Source organism: Actinomadura sp. DC4, from assembly GCF_030406325.1.
Classification (GTDB): Bacteria; Actinomycetota; Actinomycetes; order Streptosporangiales; family Streptosporangiaceae; genus Actinoallomurus.
In genome coordinates this window covers 340,182-366,750 of sequence record NZ_JAUEQY010000003.1, presented here as the reverse complement: position 1 = coordinate 366,750, position 26,569 = coordinate 340,182, and the positions used below count along the sequence as shown (strand labels likewise).

Here is a 26,569-nt window from a genome sequence, read left to right as displayed (position 1 = left end):
CGCGCTCTGGCCGTGCTCAGCGCATCGCTTGCTCCACGAGTGCGGCGATTCCGGTATAGACGTTGGATGACACGACGACGTGCACGTCGAGATGACTTATGTACTGGGCAAGGAAATATTGCAGTTCCGCCGTGCATGTCTCCGCCAGAGTGGATGGGAGCGTGCAGAAAATGGTCTCTGCGCCCTGCGGTCCGTTTTTCCCGAGGTAATCCGCGACGAGCTCGACCGAGGGGCCGCCGATTTTCTTGGACGATCGCATGGATCGGCCGGACGGGTCGGATACCAAGGAGGCATAGAGCCCCTCGGAGCCGGTCGGTATCTCGGATACGTGCTGATCACCGGTCGGGTGGGCACTTCCACAGAGATCATCGGTCGGATCGCCACGAAGGATGTAACGCGCAATTTCTGGGAAGAACTCGCATTCGACGATGGAATTCACGGCGACACCACTGGGCACGTCGTACACGATTCCGTTGTCCCTGCTTCCCACGGTCAGTGTTTCGTGGCCGTCTCCACTGACGGTCGCCTTGCACGGCCCTCCGGGTGGCCCTACGACGTAGTACGGCGTATCGCCCTCCCTCCTCGGGAGAGAAGTGCCGTAGACGCTGGTGTCAGGTGGCCGCTGGACGATGGCGGGGAGCTTGACCGAGGCGGGGACCGGTCCGGCCGGCCCCCCGCCTGCCGTGTTCGAGGTGGTGCATTGCCGGACGTCGGCGACCAAGAGCGCTGGTGTCTTCACCGGTATGGCTTCGACGGGTTTTGGGATGATGAGGTGTTTGAGTATCGCGGTCAGGTCGGCAGGTGTCCTGGCGAATTCGGGTGCCTGTGCGTTGACGGCGGAGGCGAGTTGGGTGAGGTTCGCCTGTTCGCCGATGGGGGTCAGGTAGCCGACGAACCGGAAGTCCAGGCCGAGCCCGGCGGCCTTCACCTTCTCCTGCAGCGTCCTCTTCACCGCCGCTTGGTCGCGGGTGCAGGCGTCGGTGCCGCGACCGGTGATCACGATGATGCGGTTGCTCTTCCTGCCGCGGAACGGGTAATGGCCGGAGAAATCCTTGATCGCGGCCAGGACCCCGTCCTCCAGCGTGGCCGAACCCCCGGTCGCCAGCCCGCGGACCGAACGGCTGATCCGCGCGGCGTGCCCGGCACCTGCCCCCACGACCTGTGCCGTGTCGTCCGGGTCGCCGCACCGGCCCCCGAATCGGCGCAGGGACAGCGCGTCATCGTCACCGGTGTTCTGCACCGCGGCGCCCACCGCGCCCGCCACCGCCGTCGAGGCCTCGGCCGTCGAGGTGTCGACCAGGAACGCGATGCGATAGTCCGGCATCGACCGCCACACGACCACGGCGATCGCGCCGATCGTCACTACTACGACGCAGAGCAGCGCCACGACCGAGTGCCGCCGGCGTAAGCGCGGCCGGATAGCGGCGGTCACCGCATTACAGTGTCTGCTAAAACAGTCATTACGGACCTTTCCAGCAGACTATTTTAGTGGCGATATCGGAATGGTTCTGCTCATCCATCCTGGCCGGTGACGGCCTTTGTCTCATGTTCGGCCATCTCCTGCAGCGGCACGCCGTCGCGGTTGCCGAGGATGACGCCGACCCAGCCGCTGTACGGGTAGATGTTCCAGCTGGCTCCGACACCGGGGTTGGCGCCGGCACGTCCGTACACCCACTGGCCGTCGACGATGTGAACCGGCAGGTGGTACGCCCCGAACGACGCGTCGGCGGTGGTCGGCGCCTGGAAGCCCTGGGTCTGGGGCGGGTGGGGGATCTTGGCCCCGGTGAGCAGGTCGGCGTAGGGCCGGTCCAGCACCGTGCCGTCGGCCAGTGCGTGCGCGAAGCGGACCAGGTCCGGGGCGGTGGCGAAGCCGCCGTCCCCGGGGGCGTCGATGAAACCCCGACCCGGGTTCTTGTCCAGCTCGTACGGGTAAGGACTGCCCTTGTCGAGATTGCGGACCGCGTCCACCTGGCTGCCGTCGGCCAGCGTCATGTACGGGTGTGCGAGGTGCTCGTCGGTGAGCCACTGCGGCCTCGTGGAGAACGCCGTGCCGGTCATGCCGCAGCGCTCGAAGACATGCTCCTCGACATAGTCCCAGTAGGTCTTGCCGGTCACGGCCTCCACGATGAGCGCGGGGATGGCGATCTCGGAGCCGGCGTGGTCGGTGGGAGTGCCGGGGGCGGCGACCAGCTTCGACTTCCTGGCCCACTGCTCGTAGTACGCCTGCACCTCATCCCGGCTCTGGAAGACGCGTTGCACGTCCTCGTCCGGGCTGTCCATCCCGGAGGTGCCAGAAAGCATGTGGTGGATGGTCACCTGCTCGGCGATGTCCTTGGCGAAGCCCGTCAGGTACGTGCCCACCGTGTCCCACAAGCGCAGTTCGCCCCGCTGTGCCAGTTGCAGGATGGCCACCGCGCCGAACGGCTTGCCCGCCGAGCTGAGGCTGAACGCGGTGCCCTCGTGGTTGCGGATCCCCTTCTCCTCGTCGGCCATGCCGTAGCTGCGGGACAGCACCGTCCGGCCACGGTGGGACAACAGCACCACGCCGGAGAATTTCCCCTCGGCGGCCAGCTTCGCCACGTACCGGTCATAGGCCCCGCCGGGCCGGGTGGCCGGCGGGACGCCGTCGCCGGTCGAGGCCGGATCGGCGTAGCCGGGGCGGACACCGGCCAGCGGCGCGCCGGCCGCCATCACGCCGACGGCCGCCAATCCGCTCCACCCGAGCAGCCGTCGCCGGTCGACGCCGCGTACGGATTCCGAGTCCATGATCACGATCCTCTCCTGGGGCGAACCGGGCCGCGGACGGCCGATCACCCATGCGTTCCATCCCTCTACTGAAGACAGAGGGCCGTTGCGTTGGCGTATGCGCTTTCCGATACGCCCGCGATACCGGCGGCGGTGCGGGGTGCGGCACGCGTCTCGCCCTGGACGCGAGAGAGCGACGACACCGTCGCCGACCTGGCCCGTACGCCGCAGACCTTCTCGGCCACCCCGCAGCGCGGGTCGCGCCGGCGGATCCCTGGCCTTTCGCAAATCGATTGGCTAGTGTGCCGATCCAGACCTCTCACCTAGGAGAAGCATGGACAGTGGGCGCACCCGTCAGGCTCTGGTCGTCCGGGGCGGCTGGGAGGGGCACAGCCCGATCGAGGCGACCGAGAGGTTCATCCCGTTCCTCGAGGAGCACGGCTACGCCGTCGAGGTGCACGAAGGCCCCGAGGTGTACGCCGACGGCGAGAAGCTGGCCGCGACCGACCTCGTCGTGCAGTGCTACACCCAGGGCGTCGCCACCGACGAGCAGGTGCTCGGGCTGTCCGCCGCGGTCGCGGCCGGCACCGGTCTCGCCGGCTGGCACGGCGGCGTCTGCGACTCCTTCCGCGGCTCACCCGACTACCTCCACCTCACGGGCGGGCAGTGGGCCGCGCACCCGGGCGGCTTCGTCACGCACGAGGTGGCCGTCGTACCGGAGAGGCGCGGGCATCGGATCGTCGAGGGCCTGGACCGCTGGGAGCTGAACACCGAGCAGTACTGGGTACTCACCGACGAGCTGAACGACGTGCTCGCCACGACCACGTTCGGCGTGGGTGACGAGACGCCGTGGCGTGATGAGCTGACCTGCCCCGCGGTCTGGACCCGCCAGTGGGGGAAGGGCAAGGTCTTCGTCTCGACGATCGGCCACAAGCTGGAGGACCTCGACCACCCCGATGTACGGACGCTGACCGAGCGAGGTCTGCTGTGGGCGAGCCGCTGACCTCGGAGCCGACCCGGATCATCCTCGACACGGACCTGGCCATGGGGGCACCGGGGTCGGACATCGACGACGGCTTCGCGCTCGCCTTGGCCCTCGCCGACCCCGGCCTCCGCGTCGAGCTGGTCACGACGGTCGGCGGCAACAGTGACGTCGTGACCTCGACAAGGCTGACCCGCGAGCTGCTCCAGGTGCTCGGCCGCGGCGACGTGCCCGTGGTGCAGGGTGCCCCGGCCGATGGCGTCGCGGCCGAGGAGATCGCGCGCCGGGTGCTCGCCGAGCCGGGGCTGTTGACCATCGTCGCGATCGGGCCGCTGACCAACGTCGCACGCGCGCTCGCGGTCGCGCCGGGGGTCGCCGGCGCGGTCCGCGAGGTCGTCGTCATGGGCGGGGTGTTCCTGGAGCAGACCAACGTCGCGGCGATGCCGGGGGAGTACAACTTCTGGTGCGACCCGGAGGCGGCCCAGGCGGTCTGTGAGAGCGGCGCGCGCCTGCGGTTCGTCGGACTCGACGTGACCCGCCGGGTACGGCTGAGCCGCGAGGACGCGCGGGCCCTGGCGTCCGGAGGAGAGTTCGGCCGGATCGCCGCACGCCACACCGAGGCCTGGATCGACTTCCAGGAGCGGGTCAAGCCGCGCGAGGCGATCGAGCAGGGCAGCTGCGCGCTGCACGACCCCCTCGCCGTCGCGGTGGTCACCCGTCCGGACCTGGTGACCTGGAACGAGGCGCACGTCGCCGTCGAGACGGCCGGCCGGGTCACGCGCGGGGTGGCGGTGGCCGACCTCCTGATGTGGGAGGACCCGCCCGAGTCCAACTGCCGGATCGCGACGGCGGTGGACGCGCCGGCCTTCCGGAAGCTGTTCCTCGAACGGATGGGCGCCCTGCCATGAGCCGGCCGAGGAACAAATCGATTTGCATCAAGGAGCAAGCATGAGTGCGCACAAGCCCGGCGGCCCGCGGCCCGGACTCGGAGTGGCGATGATCGGCTACGCGTTCATGGGCGCCGCTCACTCCCAGGGGTGGCGCAACGCCCACCGGTTCTTCGACCTGCCGGTCCGTCCGGAGATGAACGTGATCTGCGGCCGTACGGAGTCCGCCACCAGGGCGGCCGCCGACAAGCTGGGGTGGGCGGACTGGACCACGGACTGGCGGCGGGTACTCGACCGGGACGACGTCCAGGTCGTCGACATCTGCACGCCGGGTGACACCCACGCCGAGATCGCCCTCGCGGCCCTGGAGGCCGGGAAGCACGTTCTGTGTGAGAAGCCGCTGGCGAACACCGTCGCCGAGGCCGAGGAGATGACCGCCGCGGCCGAGGCGGCACAAGGGCGAGGCGTCCTGTCCTCCGTCGGGTTCAACTACCGGCGTACGCCGGCGCTCGCCTACGCGAGGCGGCTCGTCGAGGAAGGCGCCGTGGGCACGGTGCGCCACATACGTGCCCACTACCTGCAGGACTGGATCGTGGACCCGGAGTTCCCGCTGGTCTGGCGGCTGCAAAAGGACAAGGCCGGGTCCGGCGCGCTCGGCGACATCGGCGCCCATGTCGTCGATCTCTCCCAGTTCCTCACCGGCCAGCGCCTGACCGAGGTCTCGGGCCACCTCACCCGCTTCGTCGAGCGCCGTCCCCTCGCGCAGGAGACGTCCGGCCTGAGCGCGAGCGGCGGCGCCGAGACCGGCGAGGTCACCGTCGACGACGCCGCGGTGTTCTTCGGGCGCACCGACGGTGGCGCGCTCGCGACCTACGAGGCGACCCGGTTCGCCACCGGGCGCAAGAACGCCATGCGGATCGAGCTCAACGGCTCGGCCGGCGGCATCGCCTTCGACTTCGAGTCGATGAACGAACTGCACGTGTACGACGGCACCGCGCACCCCCGCGACGCCGGGTTCCGCCGGATCCTGGTCACCGAGCCCGACCATCCCTACACCGGCGCCTGGTGGCCTCCGGGCCACGGACTGGGCTATGAGCACACGTTCGTGCACGAGATCGCCGACTTCGTACGCGACGTCGCGGCGGGCACGCCGCCGACGCCGTCGTTCGCCGACGGCCTCCAGGTCCAGCGGGTGCTGGACGCCGTCGAGCGATCCTCGGCCGCGGGCGCCGGCTGGACGGCGGTCTGACCCTCGCGTTCTCCACCGGCCGCCCTGCCGGACCACCCTTACCGAGAGGTACAACAGTGAGCAAGCTGCGCGTCGGCGTCATCGGACTGGGCGAGGTCGCCCAGGTCATCCACCTGCCCGTCATCGAGTCACTGCCCGATCGCTACGAGCTCGCGGCGATCTGCGACATCTCGCCGAGTCTGGTGGAGCGCCTGGGCGGTCGCCACCAGGTCGAGCACCGCTACACCGACTTTCGCGAGATGCTCGCCGCCGGCGGCCTGGACTGCGTGATCGTGCTCAACAGCGACGAGTACCACGCGGACTGCACGATCGCGGCGCTCGACGCGGGCCTCGACGTGCTCGTCGAGAAGCCGATGTGCCTCAGCCCCCGCGAGGCCCAGGAGATCATCGCGGCGCGCGACCGGTCGGGGAAGACCGTGATGGTCGCCTACATGCGGCGCTTCGCGCCGGCGTTCACCGAGGCGGTCCAGAAGCTGCCCGAACTCGGCCCGATCCGCTACGCGCGCGTCCACGACGTGATCGGCGAGAACCGGCTGATCGTCGACCAGACGTCATACGTCGACCGGCCGGCCGACGTCCCCCAGGAGGCGGTCGACGAGAAGTGGGCGCGCCGGTCGGCGCTGGTGAAGGAGGCGCTGGGCGAGGTTCCGCAGGAGCTGGAGTGGACCTACGGGTTGCTCTGCGGCCTCGGCAGTCACGACCTCTCGGCCATGAGGGAGCTGCTCGGCCGCCCGAAGGAGGTCTCGGCGGCGAAGATGTGGCGCAGTGGCGGATACGTTGTCGCTCTCCTCGATTACGATGACTTCGTCGTCACCTACGAGACAGGGGTGGACGAACAGCTGCGTTACGATACGTATATCGAGGTTTACGGCGCGAGCGGCACGATGAAGGTGGAGTACGACACGCCCTATGTCCGGCACTTCCCGACGACGCTGCATCTGGAGCTCACCGACGGTGACTCCTACGAGCGTTCCGTGCGGCGCCCGCACCTCAAGGACCCCTACACCTACGAGCTCGAGTACTTCCACGAGGTGGTCACCACGGGGGCGACGCCCAAGACGACCCCGGAGGACTACCTGCAGGACATGGAGCTCTTCGTCGACATCATCCGAGCTCTGGACAAGGGCTGATCGCGCCCGGGACGACGTCCGGCGACGCGCCTTCGGAAGATAAGTCGAGCCCAGCCGAAGATAGGCGTCGTGACCCCCGGCCGCGTGACCGTAGCGTCGTCCTCGCCCACTCCCCGGATCACCTCGTACCTGGAAAGGCGTCACCGCCATGACCGAGACCCTGACCGACGCCGACGTGGCGTTCTTCCGTGAGAACGGCTATCTGCTGCCCGGCCGCCGGTTGTTTTCGGAAGATCGCCTCTCGCAGCTCGAGCTGATCTTCAACGAGCACCTCGACGACAAGGGCGACAAGCTCTCCGACGAGCTCGACACGCCGCACTACCGCGACGAGCGGCTGCTGGACCACCTGCTCTCCGACGAGGTCCTCGACTGGATCGAGCCGCTCGTCGGCCCGGACATCGCCCTCTGGTCGAGCCACTTCATCTCCAAGGACCCCTTCACCGGCCGGGCCACGCCCTGGCACGAGGACAGCGCGTTCTGGAAGGGCCGCTTCGACAGCTACGACCACATCGTGACGATCTGGCTCGCCCTGGAGGACGGCTCGTTCCAGGAGAACGGCTGCATGCGCGTCATTCCGGGCTCCCACCTGAACGGCGGGTTCTCCGACGACTACCGGCCGACCGACATGACCGAGCAGACCTTCCACGCCGAGCTCGCCGGTGTGGACGAGGCGAAGGCCGTCTACTTCGAGCTGGGGCGCGGCGAGTTCTCGATGCACGACGGCCGGATCGTCCACGGCGCCCGGGCCAACACCAGCGCCACGCGTCGCACCGGCTACACCATGCGCTACTTCCCGAGCTCGGTGAAGATGCAGGACGTCCCGCAGAACGAGGGCTGGAGGATCTGGCTGGCCCGGGGGGCCGACCTCGCCGGCAACGACTACGCGAACGCACCCGCCCGCGCGTGAGACTAGGACTTCTGACCGCCTGCCTGCCGGGCGAGTCGCTCGAGGACATCGCCCGGTGGGCCGGCGACCACGGGTACGCCGCTCTCGAGGTCGCCGCCTGGCCGGACCGGCCCGGCCGCGACTGGGAGGCCGGCCACCTGGACGTCGAGACGTTCGGACCGGCCGACGCCGGCCGGGTTCGGTCGATCCTCGACCGGCACGGCCTGACCCTGTCGGCGGTCGCCTACTACGAGAACAACCTGCACGAGAACCGCGAGGTCCGCGAGGCGACGCACGCGCACCTGCGCCGGTGCGTCGACGCCGCCCAGCTGCTCGGCGTGGGCCTGGTCGGCACCTTCGTCGGCCGCGACGTGACGCTCACGATGGCCGAGAACCTCCGGCTGGCCGAGACGGTGCTGCCACCGCTGGTCGAGTACGCCGCGGCCCGCGGCGTACGCCTCGTGATCGAGAACTGCCCGATGGAAGGCTGGCATCCCGACGGCTACCCGGCCAACCTCGCGTACTCACCCGAGCTCTGGGGCTGGCTGGCCGACCTCGGGCTGTGGCTCAACTACGACCCCTCGCACCTGGTCTGGCTCGGCATCGACCCGCTGGCCGCGCTCGAGGCGCACGCCGACCGGATCCTGCACGTTCAGGCCAAGGACATCGAGGTGCACGCCGCCGCCCGCGATCGCTACGGGGTGTTCGGGCAGGTGCTCGGCAAACAGCCCTGGGTGAGCGGGTGGTGGCGCTACCGCATCCCCGGCCTCGGCGAGGTCGACTGGCGGCGCCTGATCGACGCGCTCCACCAGCACGGGTACGACGGCGTCGTCTCCGTCGAGCACGAGGACCCGGTCTGGAGCGGTGACCCCGGCCGGGTCCGCCAGGGCCTGACCATCGCGCACCGCACCCTCGCCCCCCACGTCCACGTCTGATCCACCGCCCCAGGAGGGCCCGCCCATGCACCGCGGTGTCTACTTCGATGCCTGGTTCCCCCGCCAGCACTGCTACCACCCGAGTCTCCCGCCCCGGCGCCTGCGCATGGTCGACGATCTCGTCGACTACCGCGCCACGGTGCTGGTGTGGTCGTCCATGGGCGGTGGCTCGCTGGCCCTGCCGTACCTCGAGCAGGAGGCGTACGGCCCGGTCGACGCCCGCTCGCGCTTCTACGGCTTCGTCAACGACAGCGAGTTCATCGCCGCCTGCCACGAGCGGGGCATCAAGGTGCTGGGCATCGTCTTCGAGGCCCAGGGCTGGGAGTTCCCGGTCGAGCTGACCGAGGCCGAAGATGCCGTCCTCGCCCTCAACGAGCTGCGCGGCGTGGGAAAGCGCGGCTGGCTGGGGTTGCGTGAGTTCTCCTCCAACCGGTACCCGAAGCTCTGGAAGCCGGTCGAGCACTACTTCCCCGGCGGGCTGGTGAACTCCGACGGCGAGCCGGTCACCGACCTGATCGAGGAGTGCGTGGTCCGCGACATCCACGGCCGGCCCTGCCACGCGCACTGGGTGGAGTGCCCGGATCGCGAGCACCAGTGCTTCTACATGGACCGCAACAACCCGGTCTGGCGGGAGTACCTCAAGGCGGTGATCAGGATCCAGGTCGACGCCGGTGTCGACGGGATCCAGCTCGACGAGGCCGAGCTGCCGATGGGCGCGTTCCAGTACGGCGCCTGCTTCTGCAAGGACTGCATGAAGGGGTTCCGCGCCTACCTCCAGGGGCTGAAGCCCTCGAAGGTGGACGTCGCGCTCGACGGGGTCGATCTCGAGACCTTCCACTACGGCGACTGGCTGCTCGCGCAGGGCCACGACTTCATGTCGGACCGCGAGTCGACGCCGTTGTTCGGCGACTACTACGCCTTCCAGTGCCTCTCGATCAAGAAATACTTCGCCGAGCTCGCCGACTACGCCCGCGAGTACGCCCGGTCGTCGGGCCGGGAGATCATCGTCTCCGGCAACTTCTTCAACCTCGAGCCGATGTACCTCGCCCTGGCCGACGACGTCGACCTGGTCATCACCGAGATGCGGAACACGACGTACCGCCAGCCGGATTGGTACCGCTACGTCGCGGCGTTCGCCGGTGACAAGGACGTCGTCGTGGTCGAGAACCCGTACGGCGGCGTGGTTCCGGAGCTGATCGACCTGCTCGGGAAGGGCAAGGGGTATGACCTGTTCCGGCTCTCGCTGTTCGAGGCGGCGGCGCTGGGCGCGAACATGTCGGTGCCCTACGGCTCGTGGATGGGCAGCGTCATCGAGGACTCCTTCTACGCGCCCCACGGGCTGGCGAGCGGGATCCAGGCGTTCCTGGCCGACAACGAGCGGCTGTTCGCGCGCCGGACCGTCAACGAGGTCGCGGTCGTCTTCGGCGTCGAGAGCACCCGCGAGCTGATCGGCAAGGCGGACGCCAGCGACAACACCAGCAACGCGCGCGACGAGTCGGTGGTGGTGCCCTACCGCGTCGTGACGAAGACGCTGTCGGACGCAGCCGTGCCGTACGACGTGGTGATCTGGCCGGACGGCGTCACCGCGCCGGACGGCGCGAGCGCCGAGGCGCTGCTGCGGTACTCGACCGTGATCCTCCCGGACGTCTTCGCGCTGACCGAGGGCCAGGCCGCCGCCATCGAGGGGTACCTCGCGGCGGGCGGGACGGTCGTCGTCACCGACCGGGCGGCGGGCTCCCTCCCGCGGCACGCGAACGTCCGGACCGCGGGCCATGCCGTGCTCGGCGAGCTGCTCCCGCACGGGCGGCAGGTCGAGACCACGGTGTCGGTCGCCGCGAACCTCCAGCACCTGGCCGACGGCTCGTACGCGCTGCACCTGGTCAACTACGACTACGACCACGACACCGACGCGGTGCGCACGCTCACCGACGTCCCGCTCCGCGTGCGATTGCCCGAAGACCGGGAGCACGCGACCGCGGTGGCGAGCGACGGGACGCGAACGCCGCTGGAGGTGGTCCGCGAGGAGAGCGCGCACGTCCTACGCCTCGGCTCGCTGGGCGTCTACGCGATCGTGGTCTTCCACGACGGGGAGCTGCCGTGAGGATCGCGGCGCTGCGCGGGCCCGAGACCTGGGAGGTCGAGGAGGCCCCGGTCCCGTCGATCGAGCCGGACGAGGTGCTGGTCCGCGTCGTGGTCTCGGGCGTGTGCGCGTCCGAGCTCGAGCAGTGGCAGACCGGCCCGCCGGCGGGTGAGGTCCGCTACCTGGGCCACGAGGTCAGTGGCGTGGTCGTCGAGATCGGCGCCGAGGTGACCGCGCCGGCGGTCGGGGACCGGGTCGGCGTCTGGGTCACCGAGCGCGGTTTCGCCGAGTACGTCGCGGTGCGCGCGGCGTACTGCTTCCCGGCGGGCGACGGCCCGCTCGACGAGGCGCTCGCGGAGCCGATCGCCTGCTCCGCCAACGCCGTCGAGGCCGCCGGCGTCCGCCTGGGCGACGACGTGGTCGTCATCGGGGCCGGGTTCATGGGGAACCTGGTGCAGAGGCTCGCCGCCCTGCGCGGCCCGCGGCAGCTGATCGTGGCCGACGCGCGCGCCGACGCCCTGCGGCGCGCCGCCCGGCTCGGCGCCACGCGGACCGTCGACGTGACGAAGGAGTCGCTGCCCGACGTCGTACGGTCCCTCACCGGCGGGACCGGCGCCGACATCACCTTCGAGTGCACCGGCACCCAGCGCGCCCTCACGGTGTGCGGTGACACCACCCGGATGAGCGGCACGATCGCGATCGTCGGCTTCCACCAGGGCGCCGACCGCACCATTCCGCTGGCCTACTGGAACTGGATGGCGTTCACGCTCGTCAACGCCCACTTCCGCGACCTCGCGGTGATCATGCGCGGCATGTCGGTCGGCATGCGTCTCCTCGCCGGCGGGGTGCTGTCGATGGACGGCCTCATCAGCCACCGCTTCCCGCTCGAGGAGATCAACGCCGCCTTCACCACCCTGCGGGAGAAGCCGGAGGGGTTCGTGAAGGCAGTCGTGACGTTTCCGGAGGCGTGAGGTGGCCGGCCGCCGTTCAGGCGGTGCCGCGCTCGATCAGCGGGCAGGGGAGTACGACGGTCCGCCCGGCACCGGTGTAGCGGCCCGACATCCGGCTCATCAGCAGGTCGCCGGCCGTGCCGCCGGCCTCGTACGCCGGGTTGCGGATCGTGGTCAGAAGCGGTGTGACGATGGTGGCGGCGTCGACGTCGTCGAAGCCCACGATGGCGACGTCCTTCGGGACGGAGAGTCCCCGTTCGTGGGCCACGTCGAGCGCTCCGATCGCCATCAGGTCGTTCGCGCAGAAGACGGCGTCGGGCCGGGCCTTGAGCGCCATGAGCGTCTTCATGGCCTCATAGCCCCCCTTACGGGTCCAGTCGCCGCGCACCATGCGTTCGGCCGGGAGCTTGCGCTTCGCGGCCTGCATGGCCGCGCGGAAGCCCGCGGCGCGCGCCACGCCGTAATGAGACGGGCCCTGGATCATCGCGATCCGCTGGTAGCCGCGCGAGGCCAGGAAGGAGCCGGCCGCGCGAGAGCCGGTCTCGTCGTCCGGGACGACCGCGTCGCAGAGGGGGTGGTCGAGCTGGTCACCGATGCAGACGATGGGGGTCTGCTGGTCGGCTTCCCCGAACGTCACCTGCGACGCGGTCTCGCCGGACGCGAAGACGATGCCGTCCACTCCCCGGTCCATGGCGTCCTGGAAGAACTTGCGCTCCCGGTCGTGCTGGCCGTCGGTGTTGCAGACGTACGTCCCGTGCCCGGCGGCGTCGACGGCGTCCGCCAGGCCCCGGGTGAGCACGGCGTAGAACGGGTTGGTGATGTCCGGGACGACGACCGCGATCATGTGCGACTTCCGGGTCCGCAGGTTGCGGGCCACGATGTTCGGCCGGTAGCCGAGCTCGCGGATCGCCTCCATCACGGTGCCCCGGGTGGCGGCCCCGACCGCGCGCTTGCCGGACATCACGTGGGAGACGGTGGTGGGGCTCACCCCGGCGCGGCTGGCGACCTGCGCGATCGTCACGCGCGAGGGTTGGTCGGACGCTGGCTCGCTCCTCGACATGGCCGTATCCTACTGGGAAATCCGGCCGCAAAACGATTTGACAGGATGGGCGGCCCATGACCGACCCGGTCGAGCGGTTCAGCACCGAGTCGCTCCTCCTTCCCGACAGCGGCGCACGGGTGATGCGCCCGCGGCTGCGCACCGTCGACGTGCACTGGCATGACTACTACGAGCTGTGCCTGGTGGTCTCGGGTGCGGCCGAGCACGTGGTGAACGGCGTCGTGCGGCCGATCGGCAGGGGGAGTGCCTTCCTGCTGTCGCCGGCGGACTTCCACGCCATCCGGCCGGCCGGTCGCGAGCCCCTGGGCTGCTACAACACGGTCATCGACCCCGGACTCATCGAGCGGCAGCTCGCCGACCTGGGGCCGCCCTCGGTCGGTGACTTCCCATGGCAGACCGACGACTTCCTCGGCGCGGAACCGGACCTGCGCCGGCTCCAGGCCGAGTTGGAGGAGCCACGGCTGGGCAGCGCGCGGTTGGTCGAGGCGCTGGTGGGGTGCCTGGTGGTCGCGCTGGCGCGCCACCAGCCGCGCGGGGCGGCGGTCGCCGACGACCGTCCGGGCGTGGCCGACGAGCTGCGGGCCGCGGTCCGCTACGTCGACCGGCACTTCCGAGAGCCGATATCGCTCGCCGACGCCGCCCGGCGGGCGCATCTGTCGCCGAACTACTTCAGCGAGCGGTTCCGGGACTACACCGGCTCGTCCTTCCAGCTCTACCTGCAGGAACGCCGTCTTAGGTTCGCCCGTTCCCTGCTGGCGTCGACCTCGTCGTCGGTGACCGAGGTGTGTCACGCCGCCGGTTTCAACAGCCTCTCGCACTTCGGGCGTGCCTACCGGCGCCGGTACGGCACCGCCCCGTCGGACCGCTCGGGCGGGCTCGCGGCCGCCGTCCCGGGGGTCTCGGGGCCGTCACAAGGTGACGTTCGCCACCCGAATCCATTGACAAACGCTCGGCGCTTGACAAAACTGCCCGCCAGTTAGCCAATCGATTTGCATCGTGTTCACGGCTCCGTGTCCTCCACTGAGCGAGTAGTAGGGAGCAGGTCTGGTGAGAGTCCATAGGTCCTGGAAGGCTCCGGCGATCGTCACGTTGGCGCTCGCGACGTTTCTGAGCCTCGCGTCGTGCGGAAGCGATGGAAAGAAGCCGGGCGCCACCGTCGGCACGGGCGCAGGTCCGGTGAAGGACCCGACCTCGCCGCAGACCGTGACGTTCTTCTCCTGGGTCGGCAACGAACCGCAGATGAAGAAGCTGGCCGCCGCGTTCCACAAGCAGCACCCGAACATCACGATCAAATTCGAGAACGCCCCGTCGGAGCAGGCGCAGCAGGTGCTCACCACCCGCATCGCCGGCAACAACCCCCCTGACGTCGCCTACATCAACGCCAGCGACACCAGCGACTACGCCGCCAGAGGGGCGCTCGTCGACCTCGACGACTACATGGGCCGCAGCAAGGTCGTGAAGGCCGACAACTACGTCGACGGCTTCAGGACGTTCGTCACCTGGAACCACAAGATGTGGGGGCTGCCGTTCGACGGCGAGACGACCGGCCTGTTCTACCGGACCGACCGCTTCCAGGAGGCCGGGATCACCGCCCCGCCGAAGACCTGGGACGAGTTCAAGGCCGACGCCGAGAAGCTCACCGACACGGCGAACGACAAGTACGGCTACGAGATGTTCGCCTCGGAGTCGGCGTACTACTGGTACCCCTGGCTCTACCAGGCCGGTGGCGACGCGCTGACCAAGGACGGCAAGGACATCGCCTTCGACAGCCAGCAGGCCAAGACGGCGGCCGACTTCTACGTGAGCCTCGCCAAGTACTCCCCGAAGGACTACCTCAACTCCAACTCCTACGACGGCCGGGTCGCGTTCGCGAAGGGCGACGTGGCGATGTACATGGCGGGCGCCTGGTTCGCCGGCACCCTCGCGGATGAGTACCCCAAGATCAAGGGCAAGTGGGCGGCGGCGCCGCTCCCCAACGGGGTCGCCGGGTGCAAGACCACCCTCGCCGGAGACTCGCTGGTGATGTTCAACCACACGAAGGTCTCCGACGCCGCGTGGCTGTGGATCGAGTTCCTCTCACAGCCCGACAACCTGGCCAACTGGACGTACAAGACCGACGGCACGCTGCTGCCCCCGACGAAGTCGCTGATCGGCGGCGCCGACCTCGCCAAGGCCAAGCCGGTCCTGAAGCCCTTCGCCGACCTGATGTCGTGCGGCGTCGCGAGCACGGTCGCCAATCCGAAGTACCCGCGGGTCGAGACCATCCTCAACGACCAGCTCAGCAAGGCGATCTACGGCGACCAGAGCGCCGGGCAGGCGCTGGACAACGCCGCCCAGCAGGGCCGGGCGATCCTCGCCCACTGACCGAGCGTGCACAGCACCGGATGATGCGTCGCCGGGCCGGCCCGGCCCGGCGGCGCACTGAGGAGGGGGAGATGGTGATGGCGACAGCAGAGCCGCTGGCGCGGACCGAGACGGACGTGGCGCCCGGCAGAGGCAGGCGGCGATGGTCCCGGCCACGCCTCCGGTCCGAGGGCCCGCGCACGAACCGGCGCAGCCTGCCGGCCCGGGTATGGAAGGAACGGTCGGCGTACGTCTTCCTGCTGCCCGGCGTGCTGATCTTCTCGGTCTTCACGCTGGCCGCGCTGATCTTCGCCGTCTACCTGACCTTCCACCGGTGGAGCATCATCGAGCCGGACAAGCCGTTCGTCGGCCTGCAGAACTACCGCGACATGATGCACGACAAGCAGTTCACCGGGTCGGTGCTGAACACCATCTACTTCAGCGGCGCCTCGGTCCCGATCTCGATGGCGATCGGGCTGCTGCTGGCACTTCTGGTCAACCTGCCGCTGCGTTTCCGCGGGGTGTTCCGGACCGCGTTCTACCTTCCGGTCGTCACCCCGTTCGTGGTCTCGGCCATCCTCTGGAAGTGGCTCTACAACGGTGACTACGGATTGTTCAACTACTACCTGCTGAAGGCGCACATCATCGACGGCCCCCTGCTGTGGCTGTCGGACAAGAACCTCGCGATGCCGGCGGTCATCTTGATGAGCGTGTGGGCGGGCACCGGCTTCTCGATGGTGGTCTACCTCGCCGGCCTCCAGGCGATCCCCGAGGAACTGTACGAGTCGGCCCGCCTCGACGGCGCCGGCGCGTTGCAGCGCCTGCGGTACATCACGATCCCCATGCTCCGGCCGACCACCCTGTTCCTGGTCGTCATGGGGGTCATCAGCTCGCTGCAGGTCTTCACCCAGATCTTCGTGATGACCAGCGGCGGCCCGGTCAACAGGACGACGACGATGGTCTATTACATGTATCTCTGGGCGTTCAAGTACTTCGACATGGGCTATGCCAGCACCCTGGCGTTCGCGCTCTTCTTCATGCTGCTCGTGTTCACGGCGTTCCAGCTGCGCTTCGCCCGGCAGGGGTTCGAGGCATGAGCGGCGTCGTCGACGGAGTCGACCTGCGTGAGGCGGCGCCCGCGGTGCGGAAGCCCGCCCGGCGGCCACGGAAGCCGCAGTCCGGGAGCAACCAGTTCAGGTGGCGGCAGAAGGCGTTCACCTATCTGGTGCTCGCCCCGCTCGCGATCCTGTTCGTGGCCCCGTTCGCCTGGCTGATCAGCGCGTCGTTCCAGCCGATGGGGGAGATCTTCTCCTCGACGCCGCACTGGATCCCGAAGAACCCGACCCTGGACGGCTACAAGGGCTTCCTGAACGTCGGTCACCTCACCAACGCCCAGAAGGGCCAGGGACACGGTGACTGGCGGTGGTTCGCCAACAGCGCCTTCGTCGCGCTCGCGATCACCGTGCTGCAGACGTTCTTCAACGCCCTCTGCGCCTACTGCTTCGCCAAGCGCCGGTTCCCCGGACGCAACGTGATCTTCGTGTTCTTCCTGGCGACCATGATGGTCCCCGGGCAGGTCACGCTCATCCCGAACTACCTGATCATCAAGCACATCCCGTTCTTCGGCGGCAACGACTGGATGGGGGGCGGCGGGCACGGCTGGCTCGACTCCTACTGGGGTCTGATCATGCCGGGGACCGTGTCGGCGTTCGGCATCTTCCTTCTGCGCCAGTACATGCTCTCGATCCCCGACTCACTGCTGGAGGCCGCCCGCATCGACGGCGCGGGCGAGTTCCGGATCTTCTTGAGGGTCGTGCTGCCGCTGTGCGCGCCGGCGCTCGCGGCGACCGCGATCTTCACCTTCCAGGGGGCGTGGGAGGACTTCTTCTGGCCCTTGATCATCTTGTCCAGCCCCGACAAGATCACCGCACCCGTCGGCCTCGCCCTGTTCGTGGTGCAGAACCGTACGTCCTGGACGTTGTTGTTCGCCGGGTCGGTGATCGCGGCCCTGCCGATGATCGTGGTGTTCATCATCTTCCAGCGGAAGTTCGTGCAGGGCATCGCGCTCACCGGTGTGAAGGGCTGATCGTGGCGGTGGCGAACACGGGCGGGGCCCGGGACGTGCTCACGCGTCTGCTCGAAGCCGGAAACGGCGTGCTGAGGTGCGAGCCGGCCTGGGTCGCGCGCGACTTCCTGCCGCCGGGCCGGCGGCTGGGCCTTCCGGAGAACGCCTACGACGCCGGGGAACGCGGCGCGATCTGCGAGCGGTGGCTCGCCTCGACGACGAAGGCGGACAACCGCGTCGGTCCTCCGGACGAGGGGCTCAGCCACGTCGTGGGGGAGCACGGCGAGCGGCTCCTGCTGCGCGACGCCGTGGCCGCCGATCCGGCGGCGATCCTCGGCGCGGCGTACGCCGCCGCGCACCCCGCGGGGCTCGGCCGGCTGGCGAAGATCTTCGACTACGCGCACCGGCTGCCGTACCACATCCATCCGCCCCAGGCGTTCGCGTCGCTGGTCGGCCGCAACGCGAAGGACGAGTCCTACCACTTCCTGCCGGGCGCCGACCTGGGCGCGCACCCGGAGACGTTCTTCGGCGTGCACCCGTGGATCGCGGAGGAAGCCGCGCACGAAGTGCTGCTGCCCTACCTCGTCGGCTGGAACAGCGACCTGATCCTCCGGCATGCCCGCGCGGAGCTTCAGGTCGCCGGCGAGGGGTTCCACGTGCCGTCCGGCGTGCTGCACGCCCCCGGCACGGCCCTCACCCTGGAGCTGCAGGAGGACTCCGACGTCCTGTCGATGTTCCAGGCGCTGAACGCCGGCCGGATCATCTCCAAGGATCTGCTGTTCAAGGACGTCCGCCCGCAGGACCGCGAGCAGCACGGCGAGCGGTTCCCGCTCGGCTTCGTGGACTGGGAGCTCAACGGCGACCCCTGGTTCTACGAGAACCGCCACCTGAGCCCGCAGCCCGTCGCCGGCGCGGACGGCGACGGCGCGGAGACCTGGATCTTCTACAACACCGTCAAGTACGCCGGGAAGCGTCTCGTCGTCCCGCCGGGCGGCGTCCACCGGCTGCGCGAGCCCGGCGTCTACAGCGCCTTCGCCTGGACCGGGGAGGGCCGGTTCGCCGGGCAGGAGGTACGCGGCGGCGAGCCCGGCCGGGACGAGCTGGTGGTCACCCGGGACGCGGCGATCCGCGAGCACGAGGTCGCCAACACCGGAGGCGAGGACCTCGTGGTGTTCCTGTTCTTCGGGCCCGACCTCCACACGGAGGCGCCGTCCATCGCGGGCCGTACGCGGTGACCGCAGAGCTGACGGTCGGCCTGCTCGGGGCCGGCATGATCGCCGGCGTCCACGCGCACGCCTACCGCGACTCCCCGGGCGTCCGGCTGGTCGCGGTCGCCGACCCGGTGCCGGGCAAGGCCGAGCGGATCGCTCGCCGGTACGGCGCGAAAGTCCTCCCGGACCTCGGCGCGCTGCTCGAACTCGACGTCGACGTCGTCGACATCTGCACGCCGCCGACCGCCCATGCCGACGCCACGATCGCCGCACTTCAGGCGGGCAGGCACGTGCTGTGCGAGAAGCCGATCACGCGCACCATGGACGAGGCGCGCCGCGTCCTCGCGGCCGCCGAGGCCGCCCCCGGACTGCTCTCGATCGGGCAGGTGGCCCGGTACGGCCCGGACCACCGGCTCGCACGCGACCTGGCGGCGTCGGGAGAGGTCGGGCTCGTGCGCATGCTCACTCACTCGACGACGAGCTCGCCACCGGGGTGGAGCGAGACAGGGTGGCTCGCCGATCCCGCGACGTCCGGTGGGCCGCTGCTCGACCAGGGTGTGCACGGTTTCGACTACGCCCGGTGGGTGATCGGCAGTCCCGCCGTACGCGTGCACTGCATGGCGGCCGGCGGCGGCGCGGGCCCGCTGACCTACACGCTGACGACGGTCCGCCACGAGAACGGCGCCATCGCCCACATCGAGTGCGGCTGGGCCCACCCGGCCGCACGCGGCTTCAAGCTCCGGGCGGAGATCGTCGGCACCGAGGGCCGGCTGTCGTGGGACTACGACCAGATGATGGGTGGCGTACTGCACGCCCGCGAGGGCGACGCGGAGTGGTGGGACGTGCTCGGCGACCGCGAGTTCACCCACGAGCTGAGCGCGTTCTTCGACGCCTGCCGTACCGGCGGGCCCCCGCCGGTGCCCGCCGCCGAGGCGGCCGAGTCGCTGCGCACGGCACTCGCCGCCCTCGAATCGGCCCGTACCGGCCGGACGATCGACCTGACCACGTGGGAGCCGTAGATGAGCCGGAAGCCGGTCGGGGTGGCGATCCTGGGGGCGGCGCACATGGGCCACGCGTGGGCCTACTCGCGCGCGCTCACCGAGTCGCCGAACGCCCACGTCGTCGGCCTGTACGACCCCGAGCCCGAGCACACCCGGTGGATCCACCAGGACTTCGGCGTACCGCTCGCGGATGACGCCGAGTCGCTGCTGGCCTCGGCGTCGGTGGACGCCGTGCTGGTGTGCGGCGCCAACGACGAGCACCGCGTCCAGGTCTCGCTCGCCGCCGCCCACGGCAAGCACGTCCTGTGCGAGAAACCGATCGCCACGACGGTCGAGGACGCCGAGGCGATGGTCGCCGCCTGCGCTGCCGCGGGCGTGCAGCTGCACCTGGCGTTCGTGTCCCGGTTCCTGCCCCTGGTCGAGCGGGCCCGCACGGCGGTCCGCGGCGGCCGGCTGGGCGATCTGATCGGCCTGGTGGGCGCCAACCGCGGCCGCCCGCCACTGCCCCCGGCGTACCCCGGCTGGATCACCGATCCGGCGGCCGCCGGCGGAGGTGCGCTCATCGACCACGCCGTCCACGTCGTCGACGTGATGCGTCACGTCGGCGGGCTCGAGGTGGCAGAGGTGTCGGCCGAGGCCGGTTCGCTGCTCTGGAACCTCGGCGTCGACGACGTCGCGGTGGTCTCGCTGCGCTTCGAGAACGGCGCGGTGGGCAGCATCGACCCGAGCTGGTCGGTGCCGGCGGACCACCCGCAGGACTACGACTTCTCCCTCCGCCTGGTCGGCACCGAGGGCTCGCTGGACATCACCGACGGGGCCGAGGCGCTGAACGTCGTGAGCACGCGCGAGGGCGGTCCGCGGGGCCTGCGCCGGGCGTCGTTCGCCGAGGACGCCGATCGGGCGATGATCGAGGCGTTCCTCGCGTCGGTGCGCGCGGGCGTGATCGAGGACCCGTGCGCGACGGGGCGGGACGGCGCGCGCGCCCTGGAGGTCGCGCTGGCGGGCTACCGTTCCTCGGACCTGGGGCAGGTCGTCGCGCTCCGATAGCCCGGGGCCGGCGCCGTCCCGTGGTGTTCACGCGTGCAGCACGACCTCGCCGTCCTGCTGGGTGACCCGGTAGGTCCTGAGCCCGAAGCGCTTCGGCTCCAGGAGCGACCGGCCGCTCTCGAGGTCGAACTCCCAGCCGTGCCAGGGGCAGCGGATCACCCGGCCGGCCTTGCCGTAGACGTACTCCTGCGGGCCGGCGGCGACGAAGGTGCCGCCGAGGGAGCCCGTGCACATCGACGCACCCATGTGCGGGCACCTGTCGCTCACCGCGAAGAACTCCTCGCCGACGCTGATGACGCCGACCGGCCGCCCGTTCACCTCGACGGTCCGGCACCCGTCCCGGCGCACGTCCTCGACACTGCCGACCCGAATCTCCATGAGACCCACTCACTGATCGAGCTATCGCCATGCCAATCGATTTGCTATGTATGACTCTGACGGCTTCGTGCCATCTCCGCAACACGTGTCCGGACAGGAGTTCCCATGGCCGACCAGCCCACCGCCGAGCCGGTAGCGACGAGCCGCTACCGGCTCGTCGACTGCGACGTCCACCCGATCACCAAGAGCGGCCTCGGGGAGCTCCGGCCGTTCCTGTCCCAGGCCGCGCAGCGCCGGCTGGGCCTCGACGAGCGCCGTGACCTCACCACGATCGGGCATCGCGAGGCGGTGTCGATCCCGCGGAACATGCTGTACGTCAACCAGGCCGGGGTGCTCCGCGACGACGCCCGTGCTCCGGACGGGTCCGCGCCGGGCGCCGACCCGGCCTTCACTGCGCGGCAGCTGCTCGACGGCAACGGCATCGACCGCGCGGTCCTCATCGGCGGCGAGGTGCTCGGGCTGGGGGCCATGCCCGACCCGGACGCCGCGGCGATGATCGCCTCGGCGTACAACCAGTGGCTGGCCACGACCTGGTTCGACGCCGACGACCGCTACCGCGGTTACATCGTGGTCGGCGCGCAGGACCCGCTGCAGGCGGCCGGGGAGATCCGGCGCGCGGCCGGGGACGAGCGCTTCGTCGGTGTGCTGCTGCCGCTCACCAACATCCTGATGGGGCTGCGGCACTACTACCCGATCTACGAGGCCGCGAACGAGGCAGGCCTCCCGGTCGCCGTCCACCCCAACTCGGGCGAGGGCATCTTCCGCACCTCGCCGCCGATGGCCGGCGGGACACCGACGTACTACGTCGAGTGGCACACGGGCCTGAGCCAGGTGTTCCAGGCGAACCTGATCAGCCTCGTCTGCCACGGGGTCTTCGAGCGCTTCCCGAACCTCAAGGTGATCCTCACCGAGGGCGGCCTGGGCTGGCTCCCCGACGTGATGTGGCGGCTCGACAAGAACGTCAAGGGCCTGCGCGACGAGGTCCCCTGGGTCAGGCGGCTGCCCAGCGAGTACATAGTGGACCACGTCCGGTTCACGACGCAGCCGCTCCCGGAACCGAGGCGCCGCCACCACCTGCACGTACTCTGCGAGATCGTGCACGCGGACCGCACGCTGATGTTCAGCTCCGACTACCCGCACTGGGACTTCGACGACCCACGGCACGCCCTGACGTCACTGCCGCCGGCGATCAGGCAGCGGGTGAGCAGCGACAACGCCGTAGAGACCTTCGGCGACCGCCTGTGATGATTCGCGGCGAAAGATTTTCTTGGGCCGTGTCGATCCGCGGGCCGCCCGTTCGACATGTGGGTGCGAGGGCCGAGAGGCGGTCCCGCCGGATGAGGAGAACGCGATGTCGCAGTACATGCTGATCATGCGGGGCACCGACGAGTCGAACGCGGCCATGATGGCCGACATCGACGAGATGATGGCCACGACCCGCCGGTTCATCGAGGAGATGCTCAAGGCCGGCGTTCTCCTCGCGGCCGAAGGGCTGGACGTTCCGAGCCAGGGCGTCGTGGTCGACTTCAGCGGCGAGACCCCGGTGGTCACGGACGGGCCGTACGGCGAGACCAAGGAGCTGTTCGGGGGTTACTTCCTGCTCGACGTGGCCTCGAAGCAGGAGGCGGTCGAGTGGGCCAAGCGGGTGCCGGCGGCCCCCGGGTCCAAGATCGAGGTTCGCCGGGTGGCCGGGAGCGACGAGGTCCCGCAGGTCGACGAATGATCGCCGGGCGCGAGAGCGGCGGCCGGATCTGATGGGTACGGCCGACGTCGAGGCGGTCTGGCGGATCGAGTCGGCGCGGATCGTCGCCGCGCTGACCCGGCTCACCGGCGACTTCGGGCTGGCCGAGGACGCGGCCCAGGAGGCGGTGGCCGAGGCGCTGGTGGCGTGGCCGCTCGCCGCTCCGGACAATCCGGCGGGCTGGCTGATGGCCACGGCCCGGCGGCGGGCGATCGACGCGATCCGCCGCCGGACCGCCCTGCAGGACCGGTACGCCCTGCTGGCGGCCGGCCCGGCGGCCGACGACGAGATCGACCCCGATGGGATCGACGACGACGTCCTGGCACTGATGTTCGTCAGCTGCCACCCGGTGCTCTCCCGCGAGGCCCGGGTGGCGCTGACCCTGCGCGTGGTCGGCGGCCTGTCCAGCGAGGAGATCGCCCGCGCGTTCCTGGTGTCCGTGCCGACGGTGCAGGCCCGCATCACCCGGGGTAAGAAGACGATCGCGGCGGCCGGGGTGCCGTTCGAGCTGCCGGCGGCCGACGAGCGCCGAGAACGGCTGGGCGGCGTCCTCAGCGTCATCTACGTGATCTTCACCGAGGGCTCGACGGCCACGTCGGGCGACCGGCTGCTGCGCCCCGACGTCGCGTACGAGGCGATCCGGCTGGCCCGTACGCTGGCCGCGCTGCAGCCGGACGAGCCGGAGGTGCACGGCCTGCTGGCGTTGTGCGAGCTGACCGCCGCCCGCTTCCCGGCCCGGACCGCCCCGGACGGTTCGCCGGTCCTGCTGGAGGACCAGGACCGGCGGCAGTGGGACCTCTCGGCGATTCGCCGCGGGCTGGCCGCGCTGGCCAGGGCCTCGACCGGCGGCCTCGGCCCCTACGGCCTGCAGGCCGCGATCGCCGCCGCCCACGCGTCGGCACCATCGGTCGAGGCGACCGACTGGGACCGGATCGTGGTGCTCTACGAGGCGCTGGGCCGGGTCGCGCCCTCGCCGGTGGTCGAGCTCAACCGGGCCGTCGCGGTGTCGATGGCCTCGGGCCCGGAGCAGGCCTTGGCCATCGTGGACGAGCTGGTCGCCGCGGACCGCCTCCCCGGCTCACATCTGGTCCCGACCGTACGCGGGGAGCTGCTGACGCGCCTCGGCCGGCGCCCGGAGGCGCGCGCCGAGCTGGAGCTGGCCGCCCGGCTGTGCACCAACCAGCGCGAACGCTCAGTCCTGCTTCGCAAGGCGGCCGCGCTGGACTGACCCGGCCACCGCCGCGTACGGCACGTCTTTCTCCGTCACGTACTTGCCGAACCCCAGCGACCACCGTCAGCGAAACCGGTCCGCGGGTTCTCAGTCGAGTGCGGCCGCCTGCCGGGGATGGTCCGCGGCGACCTCGACGGCGGCGCGGACGAAGTCGGCGACGGCGCGCGATCGGGTGGCGTCCGGCCAGGCGGCCACGACCCTGCCCGGGCTCAAGTCGGCGACCGGTACGAAGACCAGCTCCGCCCGGCCGTGCTGGCGCGCGATAGAGGCCGGTACGTAGGCCACCGCCTGGCCGAGTGCGACCACGTCGAGTAGCTGGCTCATGTCGCTGATTTCGGGTCCGTCCGGTATCTCCCCAAAGCCGTCGGCCCAGTAGGCGGCTGTGGCCGTGTCGGTCTGCCTCGCCCAGCGTGGCATCGGTTCCCCGCTCAGGTCGTCGCGGCGCAGGCTGCGGTGCCGCGCCAGGCGGTGGCCGGCGGGCAGGACCGCGACGCGCGGCTCGACGAACAGCACCTCGGCGTCCAGGCCACGGTCGTCGAACGGGGCGTGCAGAAGCGCGACGTCGGCGGTTCCGGCGCGCAGGGCGGCGGCCGGTCCGCCTTGGACGAACTGGAGATGTACGTCGGGAATGAGCGGATCGTCCGCGCAGCGTCGTGTGATCTTTCGGAGTAGCTCGGTGCCGGCGCCCGCCTTGACGGCGACGGTGAGGCGATCGGCCTGGGCGGCCTTGCGGCGGGTGCGTTCGAGAGCGGCACCGACGGCCTCGACGGCGATTCGGCCCTGTTCGAGCAGTTCCTGCCCGGCCGGGGTGAGGTGGACGTGGCGGCTGGTCCGTTCCAGCAGAGTCACCCCGAGCTTGCGCTCCAGCTTGCCGATGGCGGTGGACAGGGGCGGCTGGGCCATGCCGAGGCGTGCCGCGGCGCGGGTGAAGTTGAGCTCCTCGGCGACCGCGATGAAGTAGCGGAGTTCGCGCACCTCCACGTCATCCATATCCGCAGTGTATGGAACGAGAGCCAACGTGTCCTTCTGCCCGGGCTCGCGCGCTGCTGGACTGGTCCCCGCCCGAAAAGGAAGGGATTCAGCATGAGTCTGAACGGCAAGGTCGCGCTGGTCACCGGCGGCAGCCGCGGTATCGGCGCGGAGATCGTGCGGCGGCTGGCCGCGGACGGGGCCGACGTCGGCTTCACCTACAACACAGGCAAGGACGAGGCGGAGAAGGTGGCCGGGCAGGTACGGGCGCTGGGACGCCGGGCCTTGACGATCAAAGCGGACCTGGCCGAGCCCGCGGCCGCCGCCGAGGTGGTGGAGGCGGTGGTGGGAGAGTTCGCGAGGCTGGACATCGTGGTCAACAACGCCGGGACCGTCTCCTGGGGGCCACTGGCGCAGACCCCGGTGGAGACCTTCGACCATCTTGTGGCCGTCGACGCACGGGCCCCCTACCTGGTGATGCGGGCGGCGGCGGACCGGCTCAGTGACGGCGGCCGGGTGGTGAACGTCTCGTCCGGGGTCACCAGCACGGCGCTGCCGGGCAGCGCGCTCTACTCGGGTGCGAAGGCGTTCCTGGACCAGGTGACCAAGGTCGCCGCGATCGAGTTCGCCGCTCGGGGGATCACCGTCAACGCGGTGGCCCCGGGCACCACCACGACCGCCCACCTGACCGACCCCTCACCGGAACGGCGTGCGCAGATGGGCGCCGCCTTCGTGCTCGGCAGGGTCGGCGAGCCCGCGGACACGGCCGGTCTCGTCGCCTTCCTGGCCTCGGCGGACGCCGCTTTCATCACCGGCCAGGTGATCTACAACACCGGCGGCCAGCACAGCCCTGTCGGCCGCGCCGTCTGACCGGGCGCCCACCGCCAGCGGCAACGTGGGTGGACACCCCCGAACGTACCTCCACCGTAGACGGTGATGGACGCGCCGACCCTGGCCCGCAGGGGGCGTGGGCGGAGCTCCTCACCTTCGGGGGTTCCAGGGAGATCGCCCCCCGGAGCAACACAACGATGCATCGATCGCCTGGGTCGCCGCCCTCGGCGGCGAAGGTCCCAATCAGCGGTCTACGGGTTCTCGACGATGTCGCCTTCGGACAGGATGACGACGCGTTCGGCGCGCGAGTGGCCTACCAGTGCACGGGCGATCACGACGCCCTGGCGTTCGTCTCCCGACAGCGTTCCGGGACGGGCGGTTGGTCATGTCCGGTCGAGGTCGGCCGTCCCGCCTTGGAAGATGTTCTGGATTTCGCTGCAGACCTTTGTGACCTTGATCGGTCCGACAGAGCCGTACGCCGAAGAGGATCGCGAGCGCGCGAGGAGACTCGGATCTGGTCCGGCGCTAAGTCGTTTGTGGCAATACACGACGGAACTCCGGAGGGTGTGGTGCGGGCATGTGGGACATCCTTTCTGATGATCACAGGTGAACTCAGGTCAGGTGTCCGAAGAACGGGGGGAGCCTCGGAACAACGGCAGATGATCGAAGACGCTGCGCGTCTGTACGAGCGGGGATTGACTATCCGCCAGGTGGCGCAACGGTTCGGATGCAGCTATGGAGTCATGCGTCGGCTCCTGAGCGAGCGGACCACATTGCGCAATCGCGGCGGCGTGACATCGGTCGATCTCCGCCGTACCTGAGTGTCTCGACGCAGGTGGTACGGCTCG

General features: G+C 70.1%; 25 protein-coding genes. 20 read left to right on the top strand and 5 right to left on the bottom strand.

The annotated features are described in order from the left end of the window. Positions 1–16: 16 nt before the first annotated feature. Positions 17–1,432, bottom strand: a complete 1,416-nt coding sequence (locus QWU11_RS06695) for a hypothetical protein (RefSeq protein ID WP_290104153.1) — start codon at positions 1,430–1,432, stop codon at positions 17–19. Between the two features lie 80 nt (positions 1,433–1,512). Further along, the gene (locus QWU11_RS06690; RefSeq protein WP_290104152.1) at positions 1,513–2,766 is read right to left on the bottom strand and encodes a serine hydrolase domain-containing protein; all 1,254 of its coding nucleotides are present in this window, start codon (positions 2,764–2,766) and stop codon (positions 1,513–1,515) included. Positions 2,767–3,079: 313 nt separating this feature from the next. Between QWU11_RS06690 and QWU11_RS06685 the strand changes: the two genes are divergently transcribed. The 8 genes from QWU11_RS06685 (at position 3,080) to QWU11_RS06650 (ending at position 11,865) form a co-directional block, all read left to right on the top strand. Further along, the gene (locus QWU11_RS06685; protein WP_290104151.1) at positions 3,080–3,748 is read left to right on the top strand and encodes a ThuA domain-containing protein; all 669 of its coding nucleotides are present in this window, start codon (positions 3,080–3,082) and stop codon (positions 3,746–3,748) included. Beyond that, positions 3,733–4,635, top strand: a complete 903-nt coding sequence (locus QWU11_RS06680) for a nucleoside hydrolase (RefSeq protein WP_290104150.1) — start codon at positions 3,733–3,735, stop codon at positions 4,633–4,635. The genes QWU11_RS06685 and QWU11_RS06680 overlap by 16 nt, the downstream gene beginning before the upstream one ends. A 40-nt stretch (positions 4,636–4,675) precedes the next feature. Beyond that, positions 4,676–5,863: a Gfo/Idh/MocA family oxidoreductase gene (locus QWU11_RS06675; RefSeq protein WP_290104149.1), complete on the top strand. Its 1,188-nt coding sequence runs from the start codon at positions 4,676–4,678 to the stop codon at positions 5,861–5,863. A gap of 56 nt (positions 5,864–5,919) precedes the next feature. After that, entirely contained in the window at positions 5,920–6,993 is a 1,074-nt protein-coding gene (locus QWU11_RS06670) for a Gfo/Idh/MocA family oxidoreductase (protein WP_290104148.1), read from the top strand. Positions 6,994–7,141: 148 nt separating this feature from the next. After that, on the top strand, positions 7,142–7,900 hold the full coding sequence (locus QWU11_RS06665) for a phytanoyl-CoA dioxygenase family protein (protein WP_290104147.1): 759 nt from the start codon (positions 7,142–7,144) through the stop codon (positions 7,898–7,900). Then, on the top strand, positions 7,897–8,814 hold the full coding sequence (locus QWU11_RS06660) for a sugar phosphate isomerase/epimerase (RefSeq protein ID WP_290104146.1): 918 nt from the start codon (positions 7,897–7,899) through the stop codon (positions 8,812–8,814). The genes QWU11_RS06665 and QWU11_RS06660 overlap by 4 nt, the downstream gene beginning before the upstream one ends. Positions 8,815–8,839: 25 nt before the next feature. Then, positions 8,840–10,915: a hypothetical protein gene (locus tag QWU11_RS06655; protein ID WP_290104145.1), complete on the top strand. Its 2,076-nt coding sequence runs from the start codon at positions 8,840–8,842 to the stop codon at positions 10,913–10,915. Continuing rightward, complete coding sequence (locus QWU11_RS06650; protein ID WP_290104144.1) at positions 10,912–11,865, top strand: zinc-binding dehydrogenase; 954 nt, start codon at positions 10,912–10,914, stop codon at positions 11,863–11,865. The genes QWU11_RS06655 and QWU11_RS06650 overlap by 4 nt, the downstream gene beginning before the upstream one ends. A 16-nt stretch (positions 11,866–11,881) precedes the next feature. Here QWU11_RS06650 and QWU11_RS06645 read toward each other — a convergent pair whose 3' ends face one another. Beyond that, positions 11,882–12,865, bottom strand: a complete 984-nt coding sequence (locus QWU11_RS06645) for a LacI family DNA-binding transcriptional regulator (protein WP_290104143.1) — start codon at positions 12,863–12,865, stop codon at positions 11,882–11,884. A gap of 95 nt (positions 12,866–12,960) precedes the next feature. Here QWU11_RS06645 and QWU11_RS06640 point away from each other — a divergent pair, with 95 nt between their 5' ends. The 7 genes from QWU11_RS06640 to QWU11_RS06610 all read left to right on the top strand — a co-directional run bounded on the left by QWU11_RS06640 (position 12,961) and on the right by QWU11_RS06610 (position 20,571). Continuing rightward, complete coding sequence (locus QWU11_RS06640; protein WP_290104142.1) at positions 12,961–13,884, top strand: AraC family transcriptional regulator; 924 nt, start codon at positions 12,961–12,963, stop codon at positions 13,882–13,884. Between the two features lie 67 nt (positions 13,885–13,951). Beyond that, positions 13,952–15,268 (top strand): sugar ABC transporter substrate-binding protein, encoded by a 1,317-nt coding sequence (locus QWU11_RS06635; RefSeq protein ID WP_290104141.1) that lies wholly within the window; start codon positions 13,952–13,954, stop codon positions 15,266–15,268. 77 nt (positions 15,269–15,345) lie between these two features. After that, entirely contained in the window at positions 15,346–16,344 is a 999-nt protein-coding gene (locus QWU11_RS06630) for a sugar ABC transporter permease (protein WP_290104140.1), read from the top strand. Next, entirely contained in the window at positions 16,341–17,333 is a 993-nt protein-coding gene (locus tag QWU11_RS06625; protein ID WP_290104139.1) for a carbohydrate ABC transporter permease, read from the top strand. Before QWU11_RS06630 ends, QWU11_RS06625 begins: the two co-directional genes overlap by 4 nt. Before the next feature lie 2 nt (positions 17,334–17,335). Beyond that, complete coding sequence (locus QWU11_RS06620; RefSeq protein WP_290104138.1) at positions 17,336–18,547, top strand: hypothetical protein; 1,212 nt, start codon at positions 17,336–17,338, stop codon at positions 18,545–18,547. Further along, the gene (locus QWU11_RS06615) at positions 18,544–19,542 is read left to right on the top strand and encodes a Gfo/Idh/MocA family oxidoreductase (protein WP_290104137.1); all 999 of its coding nucleotides are present in this window, start codon (positions 18,544–18,546) and stop codon (positions 19,540–19,542) included. The genes QWU11_RS06620 and QWU11_RS06615 overlap by 4 nt, the downstream gene beginning before the upstream one ends. After that, complete coding sequence (locus QWU11_RS06610) at positions 19,543–20,571, top strand: Gfo/Idh/MocA family oxidoreductase (RefSeq protein WP_290104136.1); 1,029 nt, start codon at positions 19,543–19,545, stop codon at positions 20,569–20,571. It abuts the gene before it with no gap. 27 nt (positions 20,572–20,598) lie between these two features. On the opposite strand, the gene QWU11_RS06605 is transcribed toward QWU11_RS06610, so the two are convergent. Then, positions 20,599–20,949 carry a Rieske (2Fe-2S) protein gene (locus tag QWU11_RS06605; protein ID WP_290104135.1) on the bottom strand — a complete coding sequence of 117 codons (351 nt, stop codon included), beginning with the start codon at positions 20,947–20,949 and terminating at the stop codon, positions 20,599–20,601. A 105-nt stretch (positions 20,950–21,054) separates the two neighbouring features. On the opposite strand from QWU11_RS06605, the gene QWU11_RS06600 reads away from it, so the two are divergent. The 3 genes from QWU11_RS06600 to QWU11_RS06590 all read left to right on the top strand — a co-directional run bounded on the left by QWU11_RS06600 (position 21,055) and on the right by QWU11_RS06590 (position 23,918). Then, a complete protein-coding gene (locus QWU11_RS06600; RefSeq protein ID WP_290104134.1) occupies positions 21,055–22,194 on the top strand; it encodes an amidohydrolase family protein in 1,140 nt (379 codons plus the stop codon). Positions 22,195–22,300: 106 nt separating this feature from the next. Continuing rightward, positions 22,301–22,672: a YciI family protein gene (locus tag QWU11_RS06595; RefSeq protein ID WP_290104133.1), complete on the top strand. Its 372-nt coding sequence runs from the start codon at positions 22,301–22,303 to the stop codon at positions 22,670–22,672. Between the two features lie 31 nt (positions 22,673–22,703). Continuing rightward, positions 22,704–23,918: a DUF6596 domain-containing protein gene (locus tag QWU11_RS06590; protein WP_290104132.1), complete on the top strand. Its 1,215-nt coding sequence runs from the start codon at positions 22,704–22,706 to the stop codon at positions 23,916–23,918. A gap of 90 nt (positions 23,919–24,008) precedes the next feature. On the opposite strand, the gene QWU11_RS06585 is transcribed toward QWU11_RS06590, so the two are convergent. Further along, positions 24,009–24,911 (bottom strand): LysR substrate-binding domain-containing protein, encoded by a 903-nt coding sequence (locus QWU11_RS06585; RefSeq protein ID WP_290104131.1) that lies wholly within the window; start codon positions 24,909–24,911, stop codon positions 24,009–24,011. 93 nt (positions 24,912–25,004) lie between these two features. Here QWU11_RS06585 and QWU11_RS06580 point away from each other — a divergent pair, with 93 nt between their 5' ends. Beyond that, positions 25,005–25,760 carry an SDR family oxidoreductase gene (locus tag QWU11_RS06580; RefSeq protein WP_290104130.1) on the top strand — a complete coding sequence of 252 codons (756 nt, stop codon included), beginning with the start codon at positions 25,005–25,007 and terminating at the stop codon, positions 25,758–25,760. A gap of 158 nt (positions 25,761–25,918) precedes the next feature. Continuing rightward, positions 25,919–26,542, top strand: a complete 624-nt coding sequence (locus tag QWU11_RS47225; RefSeq protein ID WP_354670810.1) for a helix-turn-helix domain-containing protein — start codon at positions 25,919–25,921, stop codon at positions 26,540–26,542. The last annotated feature ends 27 nt before the right edge of the window (positions 26,543–26,569 follow it).